The sequence below is a fragment of the Micromonospora sp. NPDC049171 genome, from assembly GCF_040648275.1.
Lineage (GTDB): Bacteria > Actinomycetota > Actinomycetes > Mycobacteriales > Micromonosporaceae > Micromonospora.
The window spans coordinates 144,260-165,023 of record NZ_JBEZDJ010000007.1 but is presented as its reverse complement, the minus strand read 5'-3'; the positions used below and the strand labels follow the sequence as shown (position 1 = coordinate 165,023).

The following is a 20,764-nucleotide window of genomic DNA, read 5'->3' as shown; positions in this document are numbered from 1 at the left end:
GCCGGGTACGCCCCGCATAGACGTACGGCCCTCTATCGACGTCGGTCTGCCTTGTTAGCCTGCGGCTGTGGAGCTGCGCCTGCTTGGCCCCGTCGAGGCTGTCATCGACGGACGCGTCGTGCCCATCCGACGCCGTCAGGAGCGACGGCTGCTCGCCATCCTCTCGATGCGACCGGGCCAGTTCCACTCCGCGGAGCGACTCATCGACCTGCTCTGGGAAGACCGGCCTCCGGCCCAGGCACGAGCGGGCCTGCAGGCCATGATCTCGCACCTGCGGTCCACGCTGGAGCTTGGCCGGTCGGTGGAGCCCGCGTTGCTCGCCCGACCCAACAGCTACGCACTGGAGATCCGGGCAGAGCGGGTCGACGTGCACCGGTTCACCGCCCTGGTGGCCGAGAGTAGGAGCGTCACCGACGCCGACCAGCGCATCGCGATGCTCACCACCGCGCTCGGTCTGTGGCGCGGTGCCGCCCTGGCCGACGTCTTCGACGACGCCCAGCGGGGCCGGCTCTTCCCGGATCTCGACGAGGCACGAACGACCGCGCGGGAAGAGCTGCTCGACGCGCGCCTCGCCGCCGGCCAGCACCGAGAGATGTTGGCACCGCTGCACGAGCTGATCAGTGAGGCGCCGACCCGCGAGCGCCCGGTCGAGCTGCTGATGCTGGCCCTGAACGGGATCGGTCGTCGCACCGAGGCCATCGCGGCCTACGCCGCCCTCACCGATCGGCTCGCCACCGACCTCGGTGTCGCTCCCGGTAAGCAGATCCAGGCGACCTACCGGACGCTGTCACGCGCCACCGCACCCTCGGACGCCGCGCCCACGACTCCCGGCGGGCCGGCGCAGCTACCGCGGCCGCCGGGGCACTTCGTCGGCCGCGGCGCCGAGTCGCGTCAGCTCGACCGCCTGCTCGCCAACGCGGCAGGGCCGCAGGTCCTGATCCTCTCCGCAGTCGTCGGCACGGCAGGTGTCGGAAAGACGGCAACCGCCATCCGGTGGACGCACAGCGTCCGGGACCGCTTCCCGGACGGGCAGCTCTTCCTCAACCTGCGTGGTTACTCCGCCGGCCGGCCAATGCGCTCGGCGGAGGCGCTCGGCGCGCTGCTGCGGGGTCTGGGCGTGCCGGCGGCCCGCATTCCGGCGGATCCGGAGGAGGCAGCGGCCCTCTACCGCACCGTCGTCGCCGATCGCCGGCTGCTGATCGTGCTGGACAACGCCCTCGACGCTGAGCAGGTGCGGCCGTTGCTGCCCGGGTCCGCGGACAGCCTGGTGGTGGTCACCAGCCGTGACCGCCTGACCGGGCTCGTGGCCCAGCAGGACGCCCACCGCCTGACCATCGGACTGCTCCCGGAACCGGACGCGATCGAGCTGCTCACCGTCCTGCTCGGTGCCGACCCGCGAGCCGCCGAACGCGACGCGATCCGGGACCTCGCCCAGGTCTGCGGTCGGCTCCCGCTGGCCCTGCGGATCGCGGCGGCGCTGCTGCACGACGAGCCCGACCTCGCGGTGTCGGCCTACGTGCGGCAGTTGCGGCAGCGGAGCATCGCCGCCCTGGCGATCGACGACGACCCGAGCGTCGCCGTGCAGACGGCGTTCGACCTCTCCTACACCCGGCTTCCCGGCGAGGCCCAGCGGATGTTCCGCCTCCTCGGCACCGTGCCGGGGCTCAGGCTGTCGGTCGACGCGGTCGCGCACCTGGCGCAGACAACCCTGGACGCGGCCCGTCGGACGCTGGCCCGACTCTTCTCGGCGCACCTGCTGGAGTTCGACGACGATCGCGTCGCGCTGCACGACCTGCTGGGGCGCTACGCGGGCCAGCACAGTTCCCGGCAGGCCGGCCGACCGGAGGCGCAGACCGTCCTGGCCCGCCTGTTCGCGTGGTACCTGGTCCGCGCGCAGGCTGCCGGCGACCTGTTGGCGCCGGGGCGGGTCCGCCTGGAGCTGCCGGCGGGCCTGGCGGCCGGTGACGCCGGCCTCCCGGACCGTGACGCGGCACTGGCCTGGCTCGAGGCCGAGGAGTCGAACATGGTGGCACTGATCAGGGCGGGCGCCGACGGCACGTCGAGGGCCGCTGCCGCCCTGCTCGCCGACCAGCTACGAACGTACTTCTGGGTCACCCGCAATTCACTGAACTGGCTGCTCGTGGCGCAGGCGGCGCTGCATGCGTCGGGTGGGGACACTCACCCGGCCCTGCGGGCGTCGGCGCACATGAGTCTGGGCAACGTGTACCACCTCACGGGCAACCAACTGGTCGCGATCGCGCACCACCGACGGGCGGGTCACCTGTTCCGCAACGCCGGGCACACGCAGGGCCAGGCCGCCGCGGCCGGCTCGCTCGGCGCGGTCTTCGGCGACCTCGGGCAACTGGCGAGGGCGGCGGCCTGCTTCGAGCACGCGTTGCGGCTCTACGAGCGGATCCGCCACCGTTACGGCATCGCGGTGATGTCGAGCAACCTCGGGACGATCTACGCCATGGCGGGTCGACTGCGGCTGGCGGTCGAGCGACTCACCGCCGCCATCGCCATCCACCGGGAGGACGGCGCACGACCCAACGAGGCGGTCATCCTCAACAACCTCGGCCTCGCGCGAATCATCCGGGGTGAGTACCCGGCCGCCTTGAGTGATCTCCACGCGGCGGTGCGGACGGCCCACGAGGTCGACATGGCGTCGATCGAGGCGAATGCGTTGGCTGGGATCGGCCAGATCCACACGCTACGCGGCGATGTGCCGGAGGCGAGGTCGGCGCTCGCCGCCGCGCAGCGTCTCGCAGACCGCACCGACGACTGGCACTGCAAGGCGTCGATCGACATCGCCGAGGGGTGCCTGCTCCGGCTGACCGGCGACTCCGCAAGCGCGGCGGCCCGCTACACCCGGGCCGCCGAGTGGGCCAGGTCGGCGCGCACGCTGGCGACGGAGGCCGAGGCCCTGGTCGGCCTCGCCGCATCCGTCGCGGAGCGGACGCCGCTGTTGGCCAGGTCCTCCCTGGAGCGGGCGGTCACGTTGGCTCGACAGTCCGGAGCCGCGGTGATCGAGATCGACGCGCTGGCGGCGTTGGGCGAGGACGCCCGGAGGCACGGCGACCCCGTGCAGGCGGCCCGGCTCGCCGGCGAGGCGGCACATCGCGCGGAGGCGATCGGCGCACCCCTGGTTCGCGCCCGCGCGCTGATCACCCTGGGTCACCTGGAGGATTCCCCACGGGCCTGGCAGGAGGCGCTGAGCATCCTGGATCCGCTCGGCACTCCCGAGGCGGACATCGTCCGGGCCCTGCTGGAGCGGCACGACGGCCGTCCGGTCGGCGTCCCGGCCGGATAGCCGACCTTCCCTCCGGGGGCGGGACCGGTGCCCGGGTGATGCGGCGGTGATGGCGGGCCGACGGAGGCTGCCCACACATTCTCCGCACTCCGGGAGGTCCAGATGAGACGTCTCCTCACCGCGGCGGTCGGCCGATTCCAGGCCCAGGACCAACGCGGCAACTGGCGCCGAGTCGCCAGCGCCAGGGACGCGACCAGCAGCGACGCCGCCGCTTCCGCGACCGTCGCGGCGGCCAGGCCTCTGCGGGCCCGGTCTGGTCATTTCCACAGTGCATCCTGAGAGGTGTTCTCACCCCGCGAAGTCGGGGACGCCTCGGTTGGTTGCCACGGCGTACGGCGCTGCCAAGGAAACGCCAACCCGTGCTGGGCAACCTGATGACCAGGCCGTGCACGGGGTGCGGTCGGCATGGAGGTCATCGCATGGAGTTCCGGATCCTCGGCCCGCTGGAAGCGTCCGTCGAAGGAACGCCCCTGCCGCTCGGCGGACGCCGGCAGCAGCGGATCCTGGCCGTACTGCTGCTGCGGGCCGGCCGGGTGGTCCCGGCCGACGGCCTGGTCGACTGCCTGTGGCCGCTGCGGCCGCCGGCCACCGCGGCGAGTCAGATCCGCAACTGCGCCGCGGCCCTGCGCCGCCAGCTCATCGCCGGCGGCCTGCCCGAGCGCTCGCTGGTACGCCGGCCGGGCGGTTACCTGCTGACGGTGGAGCCCGGCGCGCTGGATCGGACCCGGTTCGACGACGAGGCCCACCGGGCTCGGCGGGCGCTGGCCGCGGGTCGCGCGGCGGAGGCCGTCGGGTCCTTCCTGCGGGCCGAGAGCCTGTGGCGCGGACCCGCCATCGCCGGTCTCGCCGATGGCACGCTGGAGCCGGAGGCCATGAGCCTGGAGGAGTCGCGTCTGCAGGTGATCGAGGAACGGCTGGAGGTCGAGCTGAGTCTGGGCCGGCACGCAGGGGCCGTACCGGAACTCACCGCACTGGCCCGGACTCATCCCGGCCGTGACCGCCTGCAGGCGGCCCTCATGGTCGCGCTCTACGGCAGCGGGCGGGGTGCCGACGCGCTGGCCTCCTTCGACCGGCTGCGCTCGTCGCTGCGCCGTGAACTCGGGCTGGAGCCGAGCCGGCGGCTGCGGGACCTGCGCCAGGCCATCCTCACCGAGGACGAGGCCCGGCTGCCGCCGATGGGCGTGGGGGCCGGCGCGTGACGGTGAGCCTCATCGGCGGGCATCTCCTCTTCGTCCGCAAGGAAGGTGACGAGATGCAACTTGGGCAGTCGAGACATCAGCGGAGCATCGACACACCCCCGATGTCGTCCGGTGCCGTCTGCACCGGTCGCTGCGAAACAGCATCGAGAGGCCACCGTCGCGCCCAACGCGGCCTCAATCCCGTCCCCGGCGCTGCCGACGTGCTCTTCCTCGAAGTCGACGTGGTCGACCCGTCGGAGTTCAGCGGCGTCCTGCATGTCACCGGCGTCGACGTCGGCGGCTACCGGGTCCTGCGCACCACCGCGCCGGCCGCCCCGAATGCCATCGCCGCGGTCCTGCTCGGCCTGCGCGACGCCACCGGTGTACGACCGCACGCCCACTTCGAATGGTCCGAAGGCAACCCGGTGGCGCACCTGCTGCGCTACCTCCTGCTCGGCCGCGGCGACACCCCACCGGTCGTGCGGGAGATCATCCGCAAGGTCGAACCCGATCCTGCCCACCGTCCCGGTATTCATGTCGGCGGGTGACGCATTGACCAGCCGGTTGGGTGGCATCCGCGGGGGCGCGTTCGAAGCGGCGTCTAGACGGGCACTTCGGCGCTGAAGACGATGGTGCGCTCCTCCGGCAGGTGCAGGAATTCGGCGTGGCTGGCGGCGTTGTGGGCCAGAGCGATGAACAGCCGTTTACGCCAGGTGGCCATGCCTGGGCTGCGGGTGCAGCGCAGGGTGATCCGCGAGACGAAGTAGGAGATCTGGTCGCAGTCGATGCCTTCGGCAACGAGACGAAGTAGGAGATCTGGTCGCAGTCGATGCCTTCGGCAAGAGGATGAGTGGCGGCGCGACGCAGGACCTCGGGGAAGTCGGTGGGATCTTGGAAGCCGAAGACGGCGCTGATGTGGATGATGCCGTCGTTGGGGTCGCCGAGGTCGTCGATGGTCAGGCGCTGATCCCACGGGATGTGGGGGACGTTGGCCGTGCTGCCAGTGACGATGACGATTCTCTCGTGGCGGATGTGGTTGTGCGCCACGTTCGCTCTCAGCGCCAGGGGAGTGGTCTCCTTGTTCGGGTGGTCCGCGCCTGCGGCTTGAACGCGTTGGCGCCGGAGAGGTACATGTCGCCCTACGGTGCCACCCTGCTGGAGATCCTGCAGCGCTTGCGGCTCGACTCCTGATGCCCTGGCCTGGGCCTGAGGGTCAAAGACCTGCCATCAGGTGGCAACGCGCAAACCGGTCGATGCGCCCGAGCCGTACTCGATGCGGCTTCGGAACGCGGCGAGGCACGACGTTAAGAGTTGATCGGCCTCTGTTTCGTCTGCCTCGGTAGCGCGATGTGGTGCCTGCGGAAGAGGCTGTTGAAGAAGGCCGTGACTAGGGGGGCGTGCCTGGTCCTCGTCGTGGAGTTCGTTGGTGCCGAACCGATAGACCTCGTAGCCGGCGAGGGTGAGGTCGCGGCTGGCGGCCACGGTACGGGCGTACTCGTTGCCATCCGGGAGCCAACGTCGCTGGCCGTAGGGGGCTGCTTGTTCACACCGAAGAGGTCGCTGGTTCGATACCAGCATCGCCCACTCTCAGTTTGTGCAGGTCAGAGGCCGCTTCCCGAGTTCGGGAGGTGGCCTTTCTGCTGTCGTACAGCAGCTTTGTGTGCAGCAGCGGTCAGCGGAAGGATGACGACAAGGCGATGGGATATCCGGCTGTGCTGCTACCTTGCCGGCCGTGACTGATCAGCTGACGTGGATCGACCGGATCATCGACGTGACCGGATGGCGCAAGGTGCCTGAGGACTCTGTCGGCTGGGAGCAGGTGGAAGCCCAGCTGGGCGTTCCGCTGCCGACGGACTTCAAGGAGCTGTGCCGCCGGTTCGTTCCGGGGCGGTTCTACGCCTACCTGGACCTCTTCCGGCCGACCGACGATCATGCCCAACCGCTGTTTCGGGCGTGGGCCTATTCTCGGCAGTGGCCAAGTGAGCCTGACTTCGCGCGGTTGTGGGCCCCCTACGAGATGTACGAGCCCGACAAGGGGACGGGGCTGATCCAATGGGGCAGTGATCAGACCGAAGGGGAGTACTACTGGCTGGCGGACCGCTCTATGGAGCCCGACCGGTGGCCTGTGGTCGCGCGGTGGGACGGCATCGAGCCGTGGCACCAACTCGACATGTCGACGGCCGAGTTCGTCTACCGGGTGATCGCGGATCCGGAGTTCAAGCCGTTTACGGTGGCCGACCCGCCGCGGCGACCGTTCTACCTGCCGCACTGGGGGCCGTTCCCGATGAGCGCTGAGGACTGGGATGCTCTCACCGACCCGAACCGCAAAGGCTGAACTACCCCTTCCGGGGCTGCCATTCAGGGACGAGAGTCAGCGGCCGAGGGAGTCGCCAAGACGTTTGAGTGCTTCCCGCGTCGCCTTCGACGAGACCTGCGTGTAGATCTCCATCGTGATGGAGAACCGGGCGTGCCGGAGAACCTGCATGGCGACTCTCGGATGGACGTCCAGGTCGGCCAGGAGCGTGGCGCAGGTGCGGCGGGCGTCGTGGACGGTGATCGGCCTGACGTTGGTCTTCTCGCACCTCGCCTGCCACGACCGTTGGAAGTTGCGCGGCACGATGGGTGTGCCGTAGCGGGTGGTGAATACGAGTCCGGTCTCGTGCCACGCCTTTCCGGCGGCTGCTTCAGCCTCATCGCGTTGCTGTTGTCTGAGCTTGAGAGCGGTCAGGCGGATGTCGGGCAGGGGCAGGGTGGCGTCGGATGCCTGGGTCTTGGTTTCGCGGTGCGGGAGCTGCGCGTCAACGCATCTTGGCGGCATCTGATCGGGGGCCTCGGTGGGAGCTGATGGCTACGGCTGTCGCGACGGTCATTCATATGTCGCTGCCGGTGTTGCGCGGGAAACGACCTACGCACGTGCTCCGTTCGGACGCGATCACGAGCCCCGAGCTCGAAACTCCGTGGCCTGCCTGCACCTCCGCCTACATCCGGATCTGCCGCGTCCGGACCCTACGGAGCGCCGGGCGGCTGCGAGCACCGCGCCCATGACGACTACGAACGACGCCGAGTTGGCCGCGGCTCCGACCGGCCGGCCGGGCTACTCCGTATACCTCGGCTTCCACCACCGAAGAGGGGCTTCGATGGTGGACGTGGACGTGGCGTCAGGCGACGACGATGACTGTTTTGCCGAGCAGCTTGCCGTTGCTTGCATCCTGGTGGATGGTCGGCAGCTCCTCCAGCGGTCGGCGGTCGGCGATGTGCAGCTTGAGTACGCCGTTGTCGACGCGGGAGACGAGGTCGGCTAGGTGGGAGGCGTCGGGGCCGACCCACACGCCGGCGGTGCGTACCGAGCGTGCGTCGTCGGCCGGCACCGGGCCGGCGGAGCTGACGACGATGCCGCCGTCGGCCACGTAGGGGGTCAGCTTCGCGAGGTCCTCGGGAGCCAGGCGTACGTGGTTCACCACCACGTCGAAGGGACCACCGACGGGGGCCGGGCCTGCGTCGAGGTCCAGCGGGTTGACGACCTTCTCCGCACCGTAGCCGTTCAGGCGGTCGGCGTGCTGGGGGCCGTCGACGGCGGTTACCTTCGCGCCGGCTTCGACGGCGAGCTGGACCACGATGCTTCCCACCGCACCGCCTGCCCCGTTGACGAGAACGGTCTGGCCGGTCTTGATCCCGGCGAGTTCGACGGCTGCTTGGCGTGCGGCCAGCCCGGTCAGGGGTAGTGAGGCGGCGTCGGTCAGGGGGATGCTGCGGGGCGCGGCGGTCACCAGGTCGGCGGCCACGACCGCGTACTCGGCGGCTCCGCCGTGCTCGTGCAGCGGGAACATGGCGATGATCGGGTCGCCGACCTGCAGTCCGCTGACTCCGTCGCCGAGCTCGGCAACGGTGCCCGCGACGTCGAGGCCGGGGGTGATCGGCAGCGGGGTGGGGATCATCTCAGCGAGGACACCCAGCCGGATGTGGTCGTCGACGGGGTTGAACGAGGTGGCCACCACCTTCACCAGCACTTGGCCGGCGCCGGGGACCGGACGCTCCACCTCCTCCTGGCGCAGGACCTCGGTGCTGCCGAACTGGTGGTAGCGAATAGCCTTCACTGCACTCTCCTCATGGTTTCGGGGTGTCAGATCCGTGGCGATCGGGGAATCTCCGGACGCCGCGCCGCGCCGCCGCCGCACTTGCCTGGGCAACTGTGAACGAGTGTGCTTCACTTGCCTGGGCAAGTCAAGGTGCGCGGCATCACAGAGGCCGGCCGGGTCAGCGTCCGCCTCTGAGCAGCGAAAGTCATCTGGGTGCCAGGTTGCCCAGTCAAGTAAGCTGCGCGTATGACCGGCACCCCCCAATGGCTCGACGACGAGCAGCAAAAGCTGTGGCAGGACTTGCGCACCGTGGTCATCGCGCTGCCCACGCTGCTGGACCGCCAGTTGCAGCGGGACGAGGGCATCTCGAACTTCGAGTACAGCGTGATGGCTCGGCTGTCCATGACCGAGACGCACACGATGCGGCTCAGCGACCTGGCCGCGCAGTGCGACAGCACGCAACCACGGCTGTCCAAGCTGATGGTCCGTTTCGAGCAGCAGGGGTGGGTCACCCGGTGCCCCGACCCAGACAACGGCCGGTACACCCTCGCGACCCTGACTGACGCCGGACTGCATAAAGTCGAGGACAGCGCCCCGGCTCACGTCGAGCGGGTCAGGCAACTGGTGTTCGACCCACTCAGCGCTGCACAGCAACGCCACCTCGGCGCCGCGCTCTCCCGCATCGCCGCTCTGGTACGCGAGCAACTCGACGGCCGGTGAACGACGCCCACCGAACTGAGCTCGATACCTCAGCCGTTTCCCCAGGTTTCCGTCTTAGCAACGGCGATATAAGCGGTCGGCATGGCGGAACGGTACGACGACCCTCGGCATCCCCGTGCGGCGGCTGATCGCGACGCTGCGGATTGCCGCCGGCCAGCCGGTGACCGTCGCAGGTCAGAGGTAGTTGACGCCGGTCAGGTCCGAGGCTGCCGCCCACAGCCGCGTGCCGACGGCCGGGTCGGCGGCCTCCGGGCTGAGCCGGGCCTCGGTGACTCTGCCCCGCGTCTCCCAGAGCCCGGACGGGCCGAAGAACTGGCCACCCCGCACACCGGGCTCGGTCGCAGCGCGCAATTGCGGCAGCGCGCCCTGCGCCACCGGCTGGGTTGCCAGCAGGCCGGCCGACGCGATCAGCCGCCCAAATCGGCCACGGTGTTCCCAGGCCCGCGGAGTCAGGTTGGTGCGGGTGAGACCGGGGTGGGCCAGGGCGCTGACGATCGGCGTTCCGGCGGCCCGCAGGCGGCGGTCCAGTTCGACGCCGAAGATCGTGGTGGCGAGCTTGGACCGGCCGTAGGCGGTGGCTGCCCGATAGTCGTGTTCGAACATCAGGTCATTGAAGTCCAGGTACGCGTTCTTGTGGGTGATCGAGCTGAGACTGACCACGCGGGCTTCCCGCGCCGCGGCCAGGTTGCCGAGCAGCAGGCCGGTCAGTACGAAGTGGCCCAGCATGTTGGTGGCGAGGTGCAGTTCGAATCCGTCGGCGGAGGTGCGGCGTGGGCCAAGCAGCACCGCGCCGGCGTTGTTGACCAGCAGGTCGATCGCCGGGTGGTCGCCAGCCAGCTTCGTCGCGAAGGTCCGCACGGAGGCGAGGGAGGCCAGGTCCAACTCGCGTACCTCGACGTCGCCACCGATCCGGCGGGCGGCCTCCTCGCCGGCGGGAGTGTGGCGAACGGCGAGCACGACGTGGGCGCCGTGGCTGGCCAGTTCGGTGGCGGTGACCAGGCCGAGGCCCGAGTTCGCGCCGGTCACGACGGCAACCCGACCGCGCTGGTCGGGGATGTGGTCGGTGGTCCATCCGGTCATCTGCTGCTCCTGGAGGTGTCGGTGGGCTGGCCCGATTGACGTTAGGAGCGATGCTGGTGAGTTCAGTCGTTCTCAGTTGCCTAGGTCTGGGGGACCTACCTTCGGCGGTCCGGGCCGCGGCACACTTGCGGCATGAACAGCCTTCATCCGTACGCCCGTGAGCTCGGCGACTTCCTCCGCGCTCGGCGTAGTCGGCTGCGTCCGCACGACGTCGGCCTGGAGCCGGGCGGCCGGCGCAAGGTCACCGGGCTACGGCGCGAGGAGCTGGCCCTGCTGGCCGGGCTGAGCACTGACTACTACCAGCGGATCGAACAGGGCCGGGAGGTACGCCCGTCCGACGACGTCCTGGACGCGCTTGCCGGCGCGCTCGGCCTCGACCACGAAGAACGCCGGCACCTGTTCACCCTGGCCCACGCCGCCCGCCGGTCGATGCCCGCCCGGGTGAACCGCGATCCGGAGCGGGTGCCGGAGGGCACCCGGCGCCTGCTGCGGGTGATGGACACTCCTGCGCTCATCCTCGGCCGGCATCTCGACCTGCTCGACTGGAACCCGATGGCGCAGGCGCTGCTCGGCGACCCGGACGCCTACCCTGCCGACCGGCTCAACATGCTCCTACTGCTGTTCGACGACACGCTGACCGGCGAGCGTAGCTGCCCGGACTGGGAGCGGCAGGCTCTGGACTACATCGGCATGCTGCGCGCCGCCGTCGCCACCGACCCCACCCACCCACGCGCCGCCGCGATCGTTGGTGAGCTGAGCATCCGCAGCGCCCAGTTTCGGCGGCTGTGGGCCCAGCACGACGTCCGTGAGTCGGTCAGCGGTACCAAGACCTTCCGGATTCCCGGAGTAGGCGACATCGTCCTGGACTGGGACACCTACCCCCTACCGGGAAACCCCGGCTCCGTCATGCTCGTCTTCACCGCCGAGCCGGGCAGCGCCGACGCGGACCGGCTGCAGCTGCTGGCATCGTTGCACGCGACCCGCTCAGCGCTCACCAACAAGCACCCCTCCCAGCCGGCCTGGACCGCGGCCCGCCCCACCCCGAGCGGGACTTCATGATCGGGTGCACGCTCATGCCGCTGACGGGCCGCCACGCTCCCTGACGAGGCGCGGTCGGTTGAACGCGGGGCGAGCCACGCGAGTCTGGCGTGATCCACATACACCCGGAACCGTGGCCCGACTGGCGTAACGGGGACCGCGACCAGCTGCGCAGTCTGCTGGACTGGCCCAGCGAAGGTGTGCTTCCGGACTTCGCAGGGTGAGGTGCGTCGTGGCTCGACGGAGTAGGGGCGGTTGTAGCTCCCAGCGAAAAAGCAACGCTGAGAATCTGGCATTGAATCTTGGTCTGTTCTGGACGGGCGCGGGTGGCAACGTCGAGTTCGACTGTTCTCGCCGTGGTACGTAACCGGTGGGCTTTCCGGTGGCGGTAGCGCAGGTCGCGTAGCCAGGCTTGCTCGACTTCGCCCGCGACACGCATCGGTGATGTCGCCGGCTCGGTGATACAGACAGCCGTGATCCGCTGGGCAGGCTCGGGCCTCTCGTCACGGTCACTTCCCGGATCGAAGGGCACCGGAACAGGTCGCCGGTTCGGCGCCATGATTCGTGGGGTACCTGCCAGAGTGGTTCATGCCCTTGAGCGCGTACCACCTCAGAACCTCGGTCGCCGTGTCCGACATCCAGCAGGCCGTGGCCTTTTACGAAGGCGCGCTGGGCCTGCGGGCGTTGCGGTCCGGCCCCAGCGCCACCATCGCCGACGGCAGCCGCGTCTATGGCTCCGGTGGCGGGCCGGCGTTGAACGTGTACCAGTCGGTCACCGCCGGGAAGACCCCGGCGACGCTGGCGACGTGGTACGTCGACGACATCGACCAGATTGTCGAGGAACTCTCCTCGTCCGGCGTCGAGTTCGTTCGCTACGAACAGCTCGAGCACGACGCCAGGGGGATCACCGCGCGGGCTGGAGGTGGACGTATCGCGTGGTTCCAGGACCCGGACGGCAACACCTTCGCTCTTGAAGCCGACGTGTGACCTCCTGGCTCGCGATCTGGTCCGTCACCACCAGGCCGTCCTCTCCGCTCAGGATCGCGGTGACCGGCGGACGCCGCAAGCCGGCGACCGCCGACGGGCCCTCGGAGTCGAGCAGGGCGCGCCCGCGAGCCGCGGCGGCCGGTCCCGAGAGCTACCTGGTGGGCTCCGGGCGTCTTCCGCGCGGGTCGCTGCCGGACGACGCATCCACTGTGGTAAACCCTATGGCGGGCCCGAAGTGGTCAGCCATGGTGCTTCCGGGCATCAGTCCGGCGACGTTCGCTCATGCCGATGAGCGGTTGGCATGCGGCGTCGCGAGTATCGGTGATCTCACCGCGTGTTAGGGACTGCGCGGGCGATCTCCCGCCGCAAAAGAGCCGCCTCGTCGTCGCGGTCGCATAGCAGCAGCACCTTGAACTCTGGCTGGCCGAGCGGGAACGCCCAGTGATGAACGGCCTGCGACAGGATCCGGAACAGCGTGTGCCGATCCTCGGCATTGCTGGACAGCAACCGGGGCGCGTTCTCGACAACGATCAGATACCCGTCCGCGGGCAACCAGTTCAGATCACGGAGACAGTCGGACAACGCGTTCCAGTTCCAGCCGAAGTAGCCGGGAAAGAGCAGCGCGTCGGAGAACTCGTAGAAGGCGTGGTCCGCATCCGTCATCCTCGTCCCGTCAAGCCGGGCGACGACGAACCTGCCCGTTGCCGGTAACACCGCCGCCAGTTCGACCAGGGCGCTGCGGGAGCAGACCGGGAGCCGATCAGTGGAGCCGTCCCACCAGCTGCCCATCAATTGACCCCACCACGATCGACGTAGTTCCACGAGCTCAGCGGCCTCGCGCACGCCGTGTCTTCCATGGTCGTCAGTCTGCCCGGGAGCCAGCACTCTGCGACGGGAGGCCTCAACCGAACACCGGATCGGCCGCGACCAGCGCGGCGGCGCACAGGTAACGGGTGGACGCAGCATGGTTCGGCGACACAGACTGAGCTGTGACCCCTCGGGACATTCCGCTGCCGCTAGGCGAGGTCGGTTGGCTGTTCCCCGCCCTGGCAGATCGGAGGGAGCACGACCGCGTTCGTCAGCTTCTGCGGTCCGCCGACGAGACCCTCTTCCGGGTTGGACAGCGACTGGGTGCACGATCCGACGCCCAGCTCTGGGGCGTCACCCTGAACCGCTTCCGCTATCAGCGGCTCGGGCCCGAACCGGAGTTCCCGGTCACGATACTGGCGGGCGAAGGGGGATCGGATCAGATCTGGGTGGACGTCCTCTGCGCCCCGGCGGGCAGCATGCCCTACCACCGGCCCGGACCGCCCTGGCAGGTGCACACCACAATCTCCCTCAGCTGTGACTCCGACCCCACCGGCTGCAGCGGCCACCAGGTCGACGCCCAAACCAGTACGCCGGTCGAGACCCCGCTCGATGCCGCCACCGAGGTACACGCCGCAACCCAATGGCTGCTACAACGACTCGCCAGCGAGAGCGAGGACTCCCTCCGGAGACACGACAAGAACCGCGGTCACCCGCCCGCACCTCGACGCCACGACTGACACAAGCCGCGCATCATCGCACCGGCCTGCCACAAAGGTGGCCCAACGGATGCGGCGGCCCCACAGGGCAAAGCCGGTGCTCATCGGGGCCCCTAACCTCGCCGTCCGGATCTGCCAGCAGGGTGGGAGCAGTCGGGTGTCCTGAACAGCCTTGAACAGCGTCCAGCGGCGTCGAACGGCGCTCAACTGCACCCACCCCATCCTGCGGCTCCACGTTGCCGCAGGTCAGAATCCGTGCGGCGTCCCTGTTTCCCGCGGAGTGCTCCGCGGTTTCGGCAGGCAGTCGACGGTCCTCTATGTTCCCTGAATGGGGGAGTATGCGCAGGTCAAGGGCGTCAACTCTCCCGAAGTGCTCACCGATGGCGGACAGAACGGAGGGCGTTGGCCTGCGGTGATGCGGGCGAGTGGTCCGGCGTGAGCTCCCACCAGGACTGGGCCGGCACGAGTCGCTGGTCAGCTGCGGGCGTCGGCCGGCGCGTGCAGCGTGAGGTGCGCGGACAGGGCATTGAGGAAGTTGGGGGCGTCGAAGGCCGCGCCGGCGGAGACGACGCCGGTTGCCCGGGTCCGGCCGGTGAGGAGGCGGTCGACTGCCTCCACCGCGAGCGGCGCGCTGACGGCGTAGATGTCCTGACCGGTGGCGGCCACGCGGCGTTCCGTGTCGCCGGAGCGGACGAAGACGTCGATGACGAACGTCTGTGCGGAGCGGTTGCGCTCGTCGACGGCGGTCGGTGTCGTGGGGTCGGGGGAGAACAGGTCCGAGACCGCCCTGGCGGTCATGTAGGTGCGGACCTCCGGCACGTCCAGGTGGCTGGGGACGGTGACGACGTCGGCCATGGTGAACCCACCGATGACGCTCTGCGGGCCGAGTGGGGCCGGGAAGGACCACTCCAGGGTCGGCAGCGCGTCGTCGTGGTACTGCAGCTGTCCGCCGGTGTAGCGGACCCGGCGGCCACCGCGCCGCTGCGACGAGACCATGCCCGATGCGAGCGTGCCGTCGGTCGGGTGCCAGCTGCTCAGACCGTAGGCGACGTGCACCTCGTCCGCAGCCGTCCAGTCGCCCATCGCGGTAGTGACCAGCAGGTCGCCGAGGCCGCCGAAAAAGGCCATCGCCGGGACCACCACGGTGCCGGCGGCGCGGGCGCGTTCCGCGAAGTGCGCGAACGTATCGACGTTCGCCTCGATCTCGGCCGCCACGTCGACGTACGGGATGCCGGCGCGCAGTGCCGCCTCGACCACCGGCCCGGCGGTGAAGGCGAACGGCCCGGCGGTGTTAATCACCGCGTCCACGCCGTCCAGTGCCCGGTCGAGCGAGGCCGGATCGTCGACCGACGCCTGCCGCGCCTTGAGGTTCGGGTGGTCCCGCACCAGCGCCTGCAGCTTGTCCTGGTCGCGACCGAGCAGCAGCGGGACGTATCCGCGCTCCTGCAGTTCGGCGACCACGAACCGCCCGGTGTGCCCGTACGCGCCGTAGACCGCGACGTTCCCAACTGTTGCCATGTCCTGCTCCCCCGTGCTTGAAGTGATCCGCTGCTAGAGATCTTGGCCGCGTCGGTGTGGCCCTGCCAGTGTCCGGAACGACATGACCCATACAATTACCGACATGGCTGCTGTCTCGCGCTCCGTCGCTCTCGCCGTCACCGATGGGATGCTGCAATTCGAGCTGGCCCTGGCCTACGAGGTCTTCGACTCAGCCCCGGACGCCGTGCGAGGCCCCTGGTACGACGTGCGCGTGTGCGGCACGCGGCCCGTGCGGGTCGGCAGGTTCCTGCTGGAGCCGGACTGCGGGCTCGACCGGCTGGCCCGCGCCGGCACTGTGATCGTCCCCGCCCTGGCGGACGTCAACGAGGACCCGCCGACCGACCTCGTCGAGGCGGTGCGCGCGGCCCACGAGGCGGGCGCGCGGGTCGTCTCGCTGTGCACGGGCGTGTTCGTGCTCGCCGCCGCAGGTCTGCTGGACGGGCTGCGGGCGACCACGCACTGGGCCCACACCGAGCAACTGGCCGAGCGCTACCCCCGGGTGACGGTCGACCCGGACGTGCTCTACGTCGACAACGGCAGCGTGCTTTCGTCTGCGGGCAAGGCCGCAGCGATGGACCTGTGCCTGCATCTGGTCCGCCGCGACCACGGCTCGGCGATCGCCAACGTGGTCGCCCGCCGTCTGGTCGTGCCGCCCCACCGGGCCGGTGGTCAGGCCCAGTTCGTCACCACACCGGTGCCCGCCCAGGACGGCCACCCCCTGGCCGAGCTGCTCCCCTGGGTGATGCGGCGGCTGGACCAGCCGCTCACCGTGGAGGACCTGGCCCGTCAGGCGAACATGAGCTCGCGCCACCTGGCCCGGCACTTCCACTCGGCAACCGGCACCACCCCGCTGCAGTGGCTGCTGACGCAGCGGATCCGCCGTGCGCAGGAACTGCTGGAGACCACGGACGACACCGTCGACACCATCGCCTCGACCGCGGGCATGGGCACGGCGACGACACTGCGCCGCCACTTCCACCGCACGGTCGGGGTGCCTCCGGACGCCTACCGCCGCACGTTCCGGGCGTGAGGCTGCGGTTCTCGCCCTGACGGCACTCGGCCGTCAATAGCCGACGGGCCACCAGCCTTGCTGGCCGACTCGGGCTCGGCCGCACAGAGCAGCACTGCGACGTGCTTTACGCACGGCCAATCACCCGACCAGGTTTCTGCTCATAGCCGCCGTCCTTGCGCGCCAGTCGGCCGAGAGTCAATGCGCGATTGTTCTTGTGCGGTCGGATGTCGCTGCGACCAGCCTTACGAGACCTATCCGGTTCAGCGCGGCGGCGGTCGGGTGACCGATGGCGGCGATGTTCTTGCGCAGGGCGTCGAGGGTGAGTTGGGGCACTCTCGGCGCCGAACGGCAAATCGCGCTGTTGGCCCTGCAGGCGGCTGGCCATACAGCCGAGGCAGCACTCGCCGAGGTAGAACGGGCCGACCGGTATTTCAAGGGTAAGCTCGGCCGCTGTGACGACACCCCACCCGAATTCCCGCTAACCGCAGGAAGAACCCGTGATCGTTGAGCCCGCAATGGGCACGGCCCTTCAGGTGGTGCTCGGTCTGCTAGCCGACCGCGAGTACGAAACACTCGCTTCCATGACCGGGGGAGAACGCCTGTCGGCCGAAGAAATCCGGACTGCGATCGAGTCATATGGCCGGACCGTTGTTCGACCACCCGGGGGCGCGCTGCCTCCAGATCTCGATGTGATTGAGGTTGACGGCGAGGGTCGTCGCCGGGTAGCCGCGACGATGTCGCTCTGGACAGTCGAGGAGGGATGCTCAGATCTGTCGCTGCAACTTCTTCTCACTGAGATTGCAGACGGGCTGTGGACAGTCCGACTCGACGATATTCGTACCCTGTGAACGGGCGTGATCACGCACGGCGAGCGGCGGACAGACCCGCCCGGTCCCGACTGTGCTCCGGCTACCGATCGCGTCTTGGGGGCGCCGCCCGCCAGCATCCCGTGCCGACGGCCGGCATTCTGGCTTTGGCCCGGGGCGTCGTCGCAGCGCTGATCGTGCGCACCCGGATTGCCGTGACCACGGTCGCCCGGGCACGCAGCCGGTGGGTGCCTGCCCGCTGTGCGCGCTGCGTAGCGCCGATGGTCAACGTTCCCGTGGGTGTTGCCGCACTCACGGGGACCGGACACGCTCGACCGCGAAGTGCCGGCCCGGCGGCTCAGGCCGGGCTGAACTGGATGAGGACCGACGCGGTCGGCAGCTCGTCCGGAGCGGGTGGCGCCTCGGTGCGCCAGGCCAGCCGTACGCTCCATTGGCGGCCCGGCGGAAGGCGGTAGGCGTCGGCGATGCCGCCGGCTGTGCCGCTGGAGAACCCGAGGATGCCCGACTCGAAGACCACCTCGAAGACGTCGCTGCGGTCCCAGCCGGCCGGATCGAAGTCGGCAGGCCCGTCCCAGGTCTCCAGCCGGGTGTCGCTACCCAGCACCACGGCGTCGTCGATGTTCTCGACCACCACGTAGCCCGGCGTCGAGCTGACCCAATGATCGAGCTCGTGCGGCGGAGGTGGCGCGTTGCGCCGGTCGTTGCTGTCGTCGATCATCGCGAACAGTCGATAGTCGACATCGACGTACAGCTCGGCGTGCTCGACCAGCGCTACCAAGCTGACCCCCCCCGCTCGGTCGACTACGAGGGTAGCGATCTCCCGCCGACCGTGAGTGTCCGCCTACTTACTCCCACTGCATCGACGGATATGTTGGCTGAACTGCTTCTGCCACCACCTGAAAGGGGTTTGGCCCGAGAAATGATCAAATCGTCCGGGATCCGCGGCGGTCGGGATGCCCGTGCTGCGATGCGCGTGATGCGTGTGCTTCAGGGGGTCGGCCCTGCCCTCGCAGCGCACCGTTTATGTCGATGGAACCACGGATCCGCTTGGACCCCACCGACTCGCCCACCTGGCACCGCCCCGAGCGGTGGGTGAGAATCGAGAGATGTTTGTCATTAAGGAGCGGTTCTTCTCGATCGGCGACGACTTCGACGTGCTCGACGAGCACGGCACCAAGGTCTTCCACGTCGACGGCAAGGTGCTCAGTGTTCGCAACAAGGTCGTCATCGAGGACGCCGCCGGCCAAGAGGTCGCTACGCTGCACCGGCACCTGGTGGCGCTGCGTCCCACGTACGAGATCCGGATCGGCGGCGAGAAGGCCGCGGAAGTCCGCAAGAATCTGCTCACGCCGTTCCGCGACAAGTTCACCATCGACGTGCCGGGGCCCGACGACCTGGAGATGAAGGGTGATCTGCTCGACCACGAGTACGTGATCGAACGCGACGGGACTGAGGTGGCCGTGGTCTCCAAGCGGTGGCTGACGATCCGGGACACCTACGCCGTGCAGGTCACTGCTGGCGTCGACCCGCTGCTCATCATCGGCAGCGTCCTCGCGCTCGACCTGGCCACGAATCGCGACAAGAAGAAGGCCGACAAGAAGGGCGACGAGGACTGACCCCCTGGGCGGCAGTGGCATTGCTCGGCGTCGGGCTCGCGGCCGGGGACGTTGGGCCGGCAGTTTCACAATCGGTCGACGGCCCGACGCGAGCCCGGTTCGGGGAAGCAGGTTGGGAACAGTGGGGCGCCCGGAACGGCCTTGAACTGCGTCCAACGGCATCGAACGGCGCTCAACTGCACCCACCCCCCGGTTCGCCCAAGGCCACGTCAGTCGCCGTGCTACAGGTCGATGTGAGCGATGCGGGTGAGCTTGCTGGCGTCCGCCGCGGTTCCGTCATTCGAGACACCGATCCCACGGGCAACGTCCTGAGCAGGCCCTTCAGGCTGGAGACCTCTTCGGCCGCCCCCGAAGGTGTCAGTGTGGTGTTCCCGGCCGTCGATCGGGCGGCGCCCGCTCAGGCCGAACGTCCTATCGCCAACGGCGTCGAGCCCGTCGGAAGCTGGCGCCGATGCGATACGTGGGTCCGGCCTGGGCCACGCGCAGCCGATAGTGGCGCGCAGGTTCCCGTGGTTGTTCGCGGTTCAACGGACGACGAGCGCGTCGGCGACGCGGAGAAATCCGCCGTCGTGGTGGATGTGCTGACCGTGGTCGAACGCGCTGCTGGTTATCCGAAACCGCGACGGTCGGGTGATCTCCTCGCTGGTGAGAGTCCACGGTCCCGCGGGGTCTGCGCCTGGCACCGCGGCGAGGAGGACGGCACAGCCGTGGCGAGGGACGTCGTCGTCGTGGGGCTCGTCGTACCGCGCGTGACGCAGCATGACCGGGCCGAAGCGGATCGCCTCAGGCGGCACCTCGGGCGGTACGTGCCGCCACCGTTGTTCAAGCTCCGCGAAGGCCGTCTGGCGCGCCGATCCACGGCGCGCGCCCGCCGCAAGGATGGCGCTACCCGCGTCGGCCGCGACACGGCAGATGCTGACGATCGGTACGCCGGCCGCGAGGTTCGGATAGTGATGCACAAGCCGAGCGTGGAGCATCAACATGACGAGCGCTCGAGTGGCGGCCCGCTGCGGTGCGGTCAGGGTCGACGTCCGTACCGGCTTCCGCCGTTGCGGCCGTGCGTGTGGCGTGGCTAGGTCGGCCGCCTGGCCGGCCGTCGACTCGTACCATCGCGGGTCGTCGGGCCACACTGAAGCCTCGGTCGCCTGCAGGCGACCGCTCCGCCCGATCGTCACGGCTGACCCGGAGCTGGTGCGGCTTACGGCCATGCCGATCCGGTCCTCGGCGTCGAACAGCAAGTCGGTGACCCCGTTGAAGGTGAACCTCAGCGGAGCGGCCGGCCAGGGCATCGGGGATCCGTCCCGCGAGGCACGTCCGGTACTGGGTCTGAACCGCCGTGGCGCGGCCAGGGTCAGATGTACCTGCAATCCCACCTCCGACGGTCGTGCCGTCAGCGAGCGCACGCTGCCGCTGGCGAGGTCGTAGTCGTGGGCTAGCGCATCGATGATCTCCGCGGTCAGTCGGAACGTACCCGGGAAGACGCGCCCTTGGTAGTCCCGATGTACGGAACGCTCTGGTAGTGCGGTGGGAAGAATCCCGTCCAGGCTCGGGTCCAGGTCGACCATCAGCCTCCGCCGGTCGGCCCCGAGGTCAGCCATCCACCGGAGGGCGGCGCTGGCTCGTCTGGATCGAAGTGGCCAGGGAGCACAGGCGGCGCTCACCAGAGGCAGAGTGTTGTTGTCCCAGATGTCGGCGACGCGGCCGATGCGAGTCGCGTCGAAGCTCCGGGCGTCCATGGCCAGAGTGGCGATCTCTCGGATGGAGCGATCGAGCAGCCCGGCGAAGGTTTCCAGCGGCGAACTCACGTCGGCGAGTATGGCAGCCAGGCGAAGAGGAGGGCCGCGTCGATCACGAG

The 20,764-nt window shown here is 69.4% G+C and carries 16 protein-coding genes and 3 pseudogenes; 10 read left to right on the top strand and 9 right to left on the bottom strand.

Features of this window, described 5'->3' with window-relative positions:
* The first annotated feature begins 67 nt into the window (after window positions 1–67).
* From AB0B14_RS11540 to AB0B14_RS11530, 3 genes and pseudogenes are all read left to right on the top strand, one after another.
* A complete protein-coding gene (locus AB0B14_RS11540) occupies window positions 68–3,310 on the top strand; it encodes a BTAD domain-containing putative transcriptional regulator (RefSeq protein WP_357522370.1) in 3,243 nt (1,080 codons plus the stop codon).
* A gap of 419 nt (window positions 3,311–3,729) precedes the next feature.
* A complete protein-coding gene (locus AB0B14_RS11535; protein ID WP_357522369.1) occupies window positions 3,730–4,509 on the top strand; it encodes an AfsR/SARP family transcriptional regulator in 780 nt (259 codons plus the stop codon).
* Between the two features lie 158 nt (window positions 4,510–4,667).
* Window positions 4,668–5,036, top strand: a pseudogene (locus tag AB0B14_RS11530) (amino acid transporter); the annotation flags it as partial.
* 400 nt (window positions 5,037–5,436) lie between these two features.
* Here the strand turns inward: AB0B14_RS11530 and AB0B14_RS11525 are convergent.
* Window positions 5,437–5,535 (bottom strand): annotated as a pseudogene (locus tag AB0B14_RS11525) (hypothetical protein); the annotation flags it as partial.
* Between the two features lie 180 nt (window positions 5,536–5,715).
* On the bottom strand, window positions 5,716–5,970 hold the full coding sequence (locus AB0B14_RS11520; protein ID WP_357522368.1) for a hypothetical protein: 255 nt from the start codon (window positions 5,968–5,970) through the stop codon (window positions 5,716–5,718).
* A gap of 241 nt (window positions 5,971–6,211) precedes the next feature.
* Here AB0B14_RS11520 and AB0B14_RS11515 point away from each other — a divergent pair, with 241 nt between their 5' ends.
* Window positions 6,212–6,823, top strand: coding sequence for a hypothetical protein (locus AB0B14_RS11515; RefSeq protein ID WP_357522367.1), 612 nt, complete (start codon window positions 6,212–6,214; stop codon window positions 6,821–6,823).
* 36 nt (window positions 6,824–6,859) lie between these two features.
* Here the strand turns inward: AB0B14_RS11515 and AB0B14_RS11510 are convergent.
* Window positions 6,860–7,282, bottom strand: a pseudogene (locus AB0B14_RS11510) (tyrosine-type recombinase/integrase); the annotation flags it as partial.
* 364 nt (window positions 7,283–7,646) lie between these two features.
* Complete coding sequence (locus tag AB0B14_RS11505) at window positions 7,647–8,582, bottom strand: NADP-dependent oxidoreductase (RefSeq protein ID WP_357069984.1); 936 nt, start codon at window positions 8,580–8,582, stop codon at window positions 7,647–7,649.
* Between the two features lie 228 nt (window positions 8,583–8,810).
* Between AB0B14_RS11505 and AB0B14_RS11500 the strand changes: the two genes are divergently transcribed.
* Entirely contained in the window at window positions 8,811–9,284 is a 474-nt protein-coding gene (locus AB0B14_RS11500; protein ID WP_357069982.1) for a MarR family transcriptional regulator, read from the top strand.
* Window positions 9,285–9,458: 174 nt separating this feature from the next.
* On the opposite strand, the gene AB0B14_RS11495 is transcribed toward AB0B14_RS11500, so the two are convergent.
* Window positions 9,459–10,364 carry an oxidoreductase gene (locus AB0B14_RS11495; protein ID WP_357069980.1) on the bottom strand — a complete coding sequence of 302 codons (906 nt, stop codon included), beginning with the start codon at window positions 10,362–10,364 and terminating at the stop codon, window positions 9,459–9,461.
* A gap of 132 nt (window positions 10,365–10,496) precedes the next feature.
* On the opposite strand from AB0B14_RS11495, the gene AB0B14_RS11490 reads away from it, so the two are divergent.
* Entirely contained in the window at window positions 10,497–11,423 is a 927-nt protein-coding gene (locus tag AB0B14_RS11490) for a helix-turn-helix transcriptional regulator (protein ID WP_357069978.1), read from the top strand.
* A 606-nt stretch (window positions 11,424–12,029) separates the two neighbouring features.
* A complete protein-coding gene (locus AB0B14_RS11485) occupies window positions 12,030–12,389 on the top strand; it encodes a VOC family protein (protein ID WP_357069976.1) in 360 nt (119 codons plus the stop codon).
* A gap of 327 nt (window positions 12,390–12,716) precedes the next feature.
* On the opposite strand, the gene AB0B14_RS11480 is transcribed toward AB0B14_RS11485, so the two are convergent.
* Both AB0B14_RS11480 and AB0B14_RS11475 read right to left on the bottom strand, forming a co-directional pair.
* Entirely contained in the window at window positions 12,717–13,178 is a 462-nt protein-coding gene (locus AB0B14_RS11480) for a barstar family protein (RefSeq protein ID WP_357522366.1), read from the bottom strand.
* 1,211 nt (window positions 13,179–14,389) lie between these two features.
* Window positions 14,390–15,433: a saccharopine dehydrogenase NADP-binding domain-containing protein gene (locus AB0B14_RS11475; RefSeq protein ID WP_357522365.1), complete on the bottom strand. Its 1,044-nt coding sequence runs from the start codon at window positions 15,431–15,433 to the stop codon at window positions 14,390–14,392.
* A 103-nt stretch (window positions 15,434–15,536) separates the two neighbouring features.
* On the opposite strand from AB0B14_RS11475, the gene AB0B14_RS11470 reads away from it, so the two are divergent.
* On the top strand, window positions 15,537–16,484 hold the full coding sequence (locus AB0B14_RS11470) for a helix-turn-helix domain-containing protein (protein WP_357522364.1): 948 nt from the start codon (window positions 15,537–15,539) through the stop codon (window positions 16,482–16,484).
* A 479-nt stretch (window positions 16,485–16,963) separates the two neighbouring features.
* Complete coding sequence (locus AB0B14_RS11465) at window positions 16,964–17,314, top strand: hypothetical protein (protein WP_357069965.1); 351 nt, start codon at window positions 16,964–16,966, stop codon at window positions 17,312–17,314.
* Between the two features lie 316 nt (window positions 17,315–17,630).
* Here the strand turns inward: AB0B14_RS11465 and AB0B14_RS11460 are convergent, their stop codons facing one another.
* A complete protein-coding gene (locus AB0B14_RS11460) occupies window positions 17,631–18,071 on the bottom strand; it encodes a hypothetical protein (protein ID WP_357069963.1) in 441 nt (146 codons plus the stop codon).
* Window positions 18,072–18,273: 202 nt separating this feature from the next.
* On the opposite strand from AB0B14_RS11460, the gene AB0B14_RS11455 reads away from it, so the two are divergent.
* Entirely contained in the window at window positions 18,274–18,909 is a 636-nt protein-coding gene (locus AB0B14_RS11455) for an LURP-one-related family protein (RefSeq protein ID WP_357069961.1), read from the top strand.
* A gap of 524 nt (window positions 18,910–19,433) precedes the next feature.
* On the opposite strand, the gene AB0B14_RS11450 is transcribed toward AB0B14_RS11455, so the two are convergent.
* The gene (locus AB0B14_RS11450; RefSeq protein ID WP_357522363.1) at window positions 19,434–20,714 is read right to left on the bottom strand and encodes a hypothetical protein; all 1,281 of its coding nucleotides are present in this window, start codon (window positions 20,712–20,714) and stop codon (window positions 19,434–19,436) included.
* Window positions 20,715–20,764: the final 50 nt, after the last annotated feature.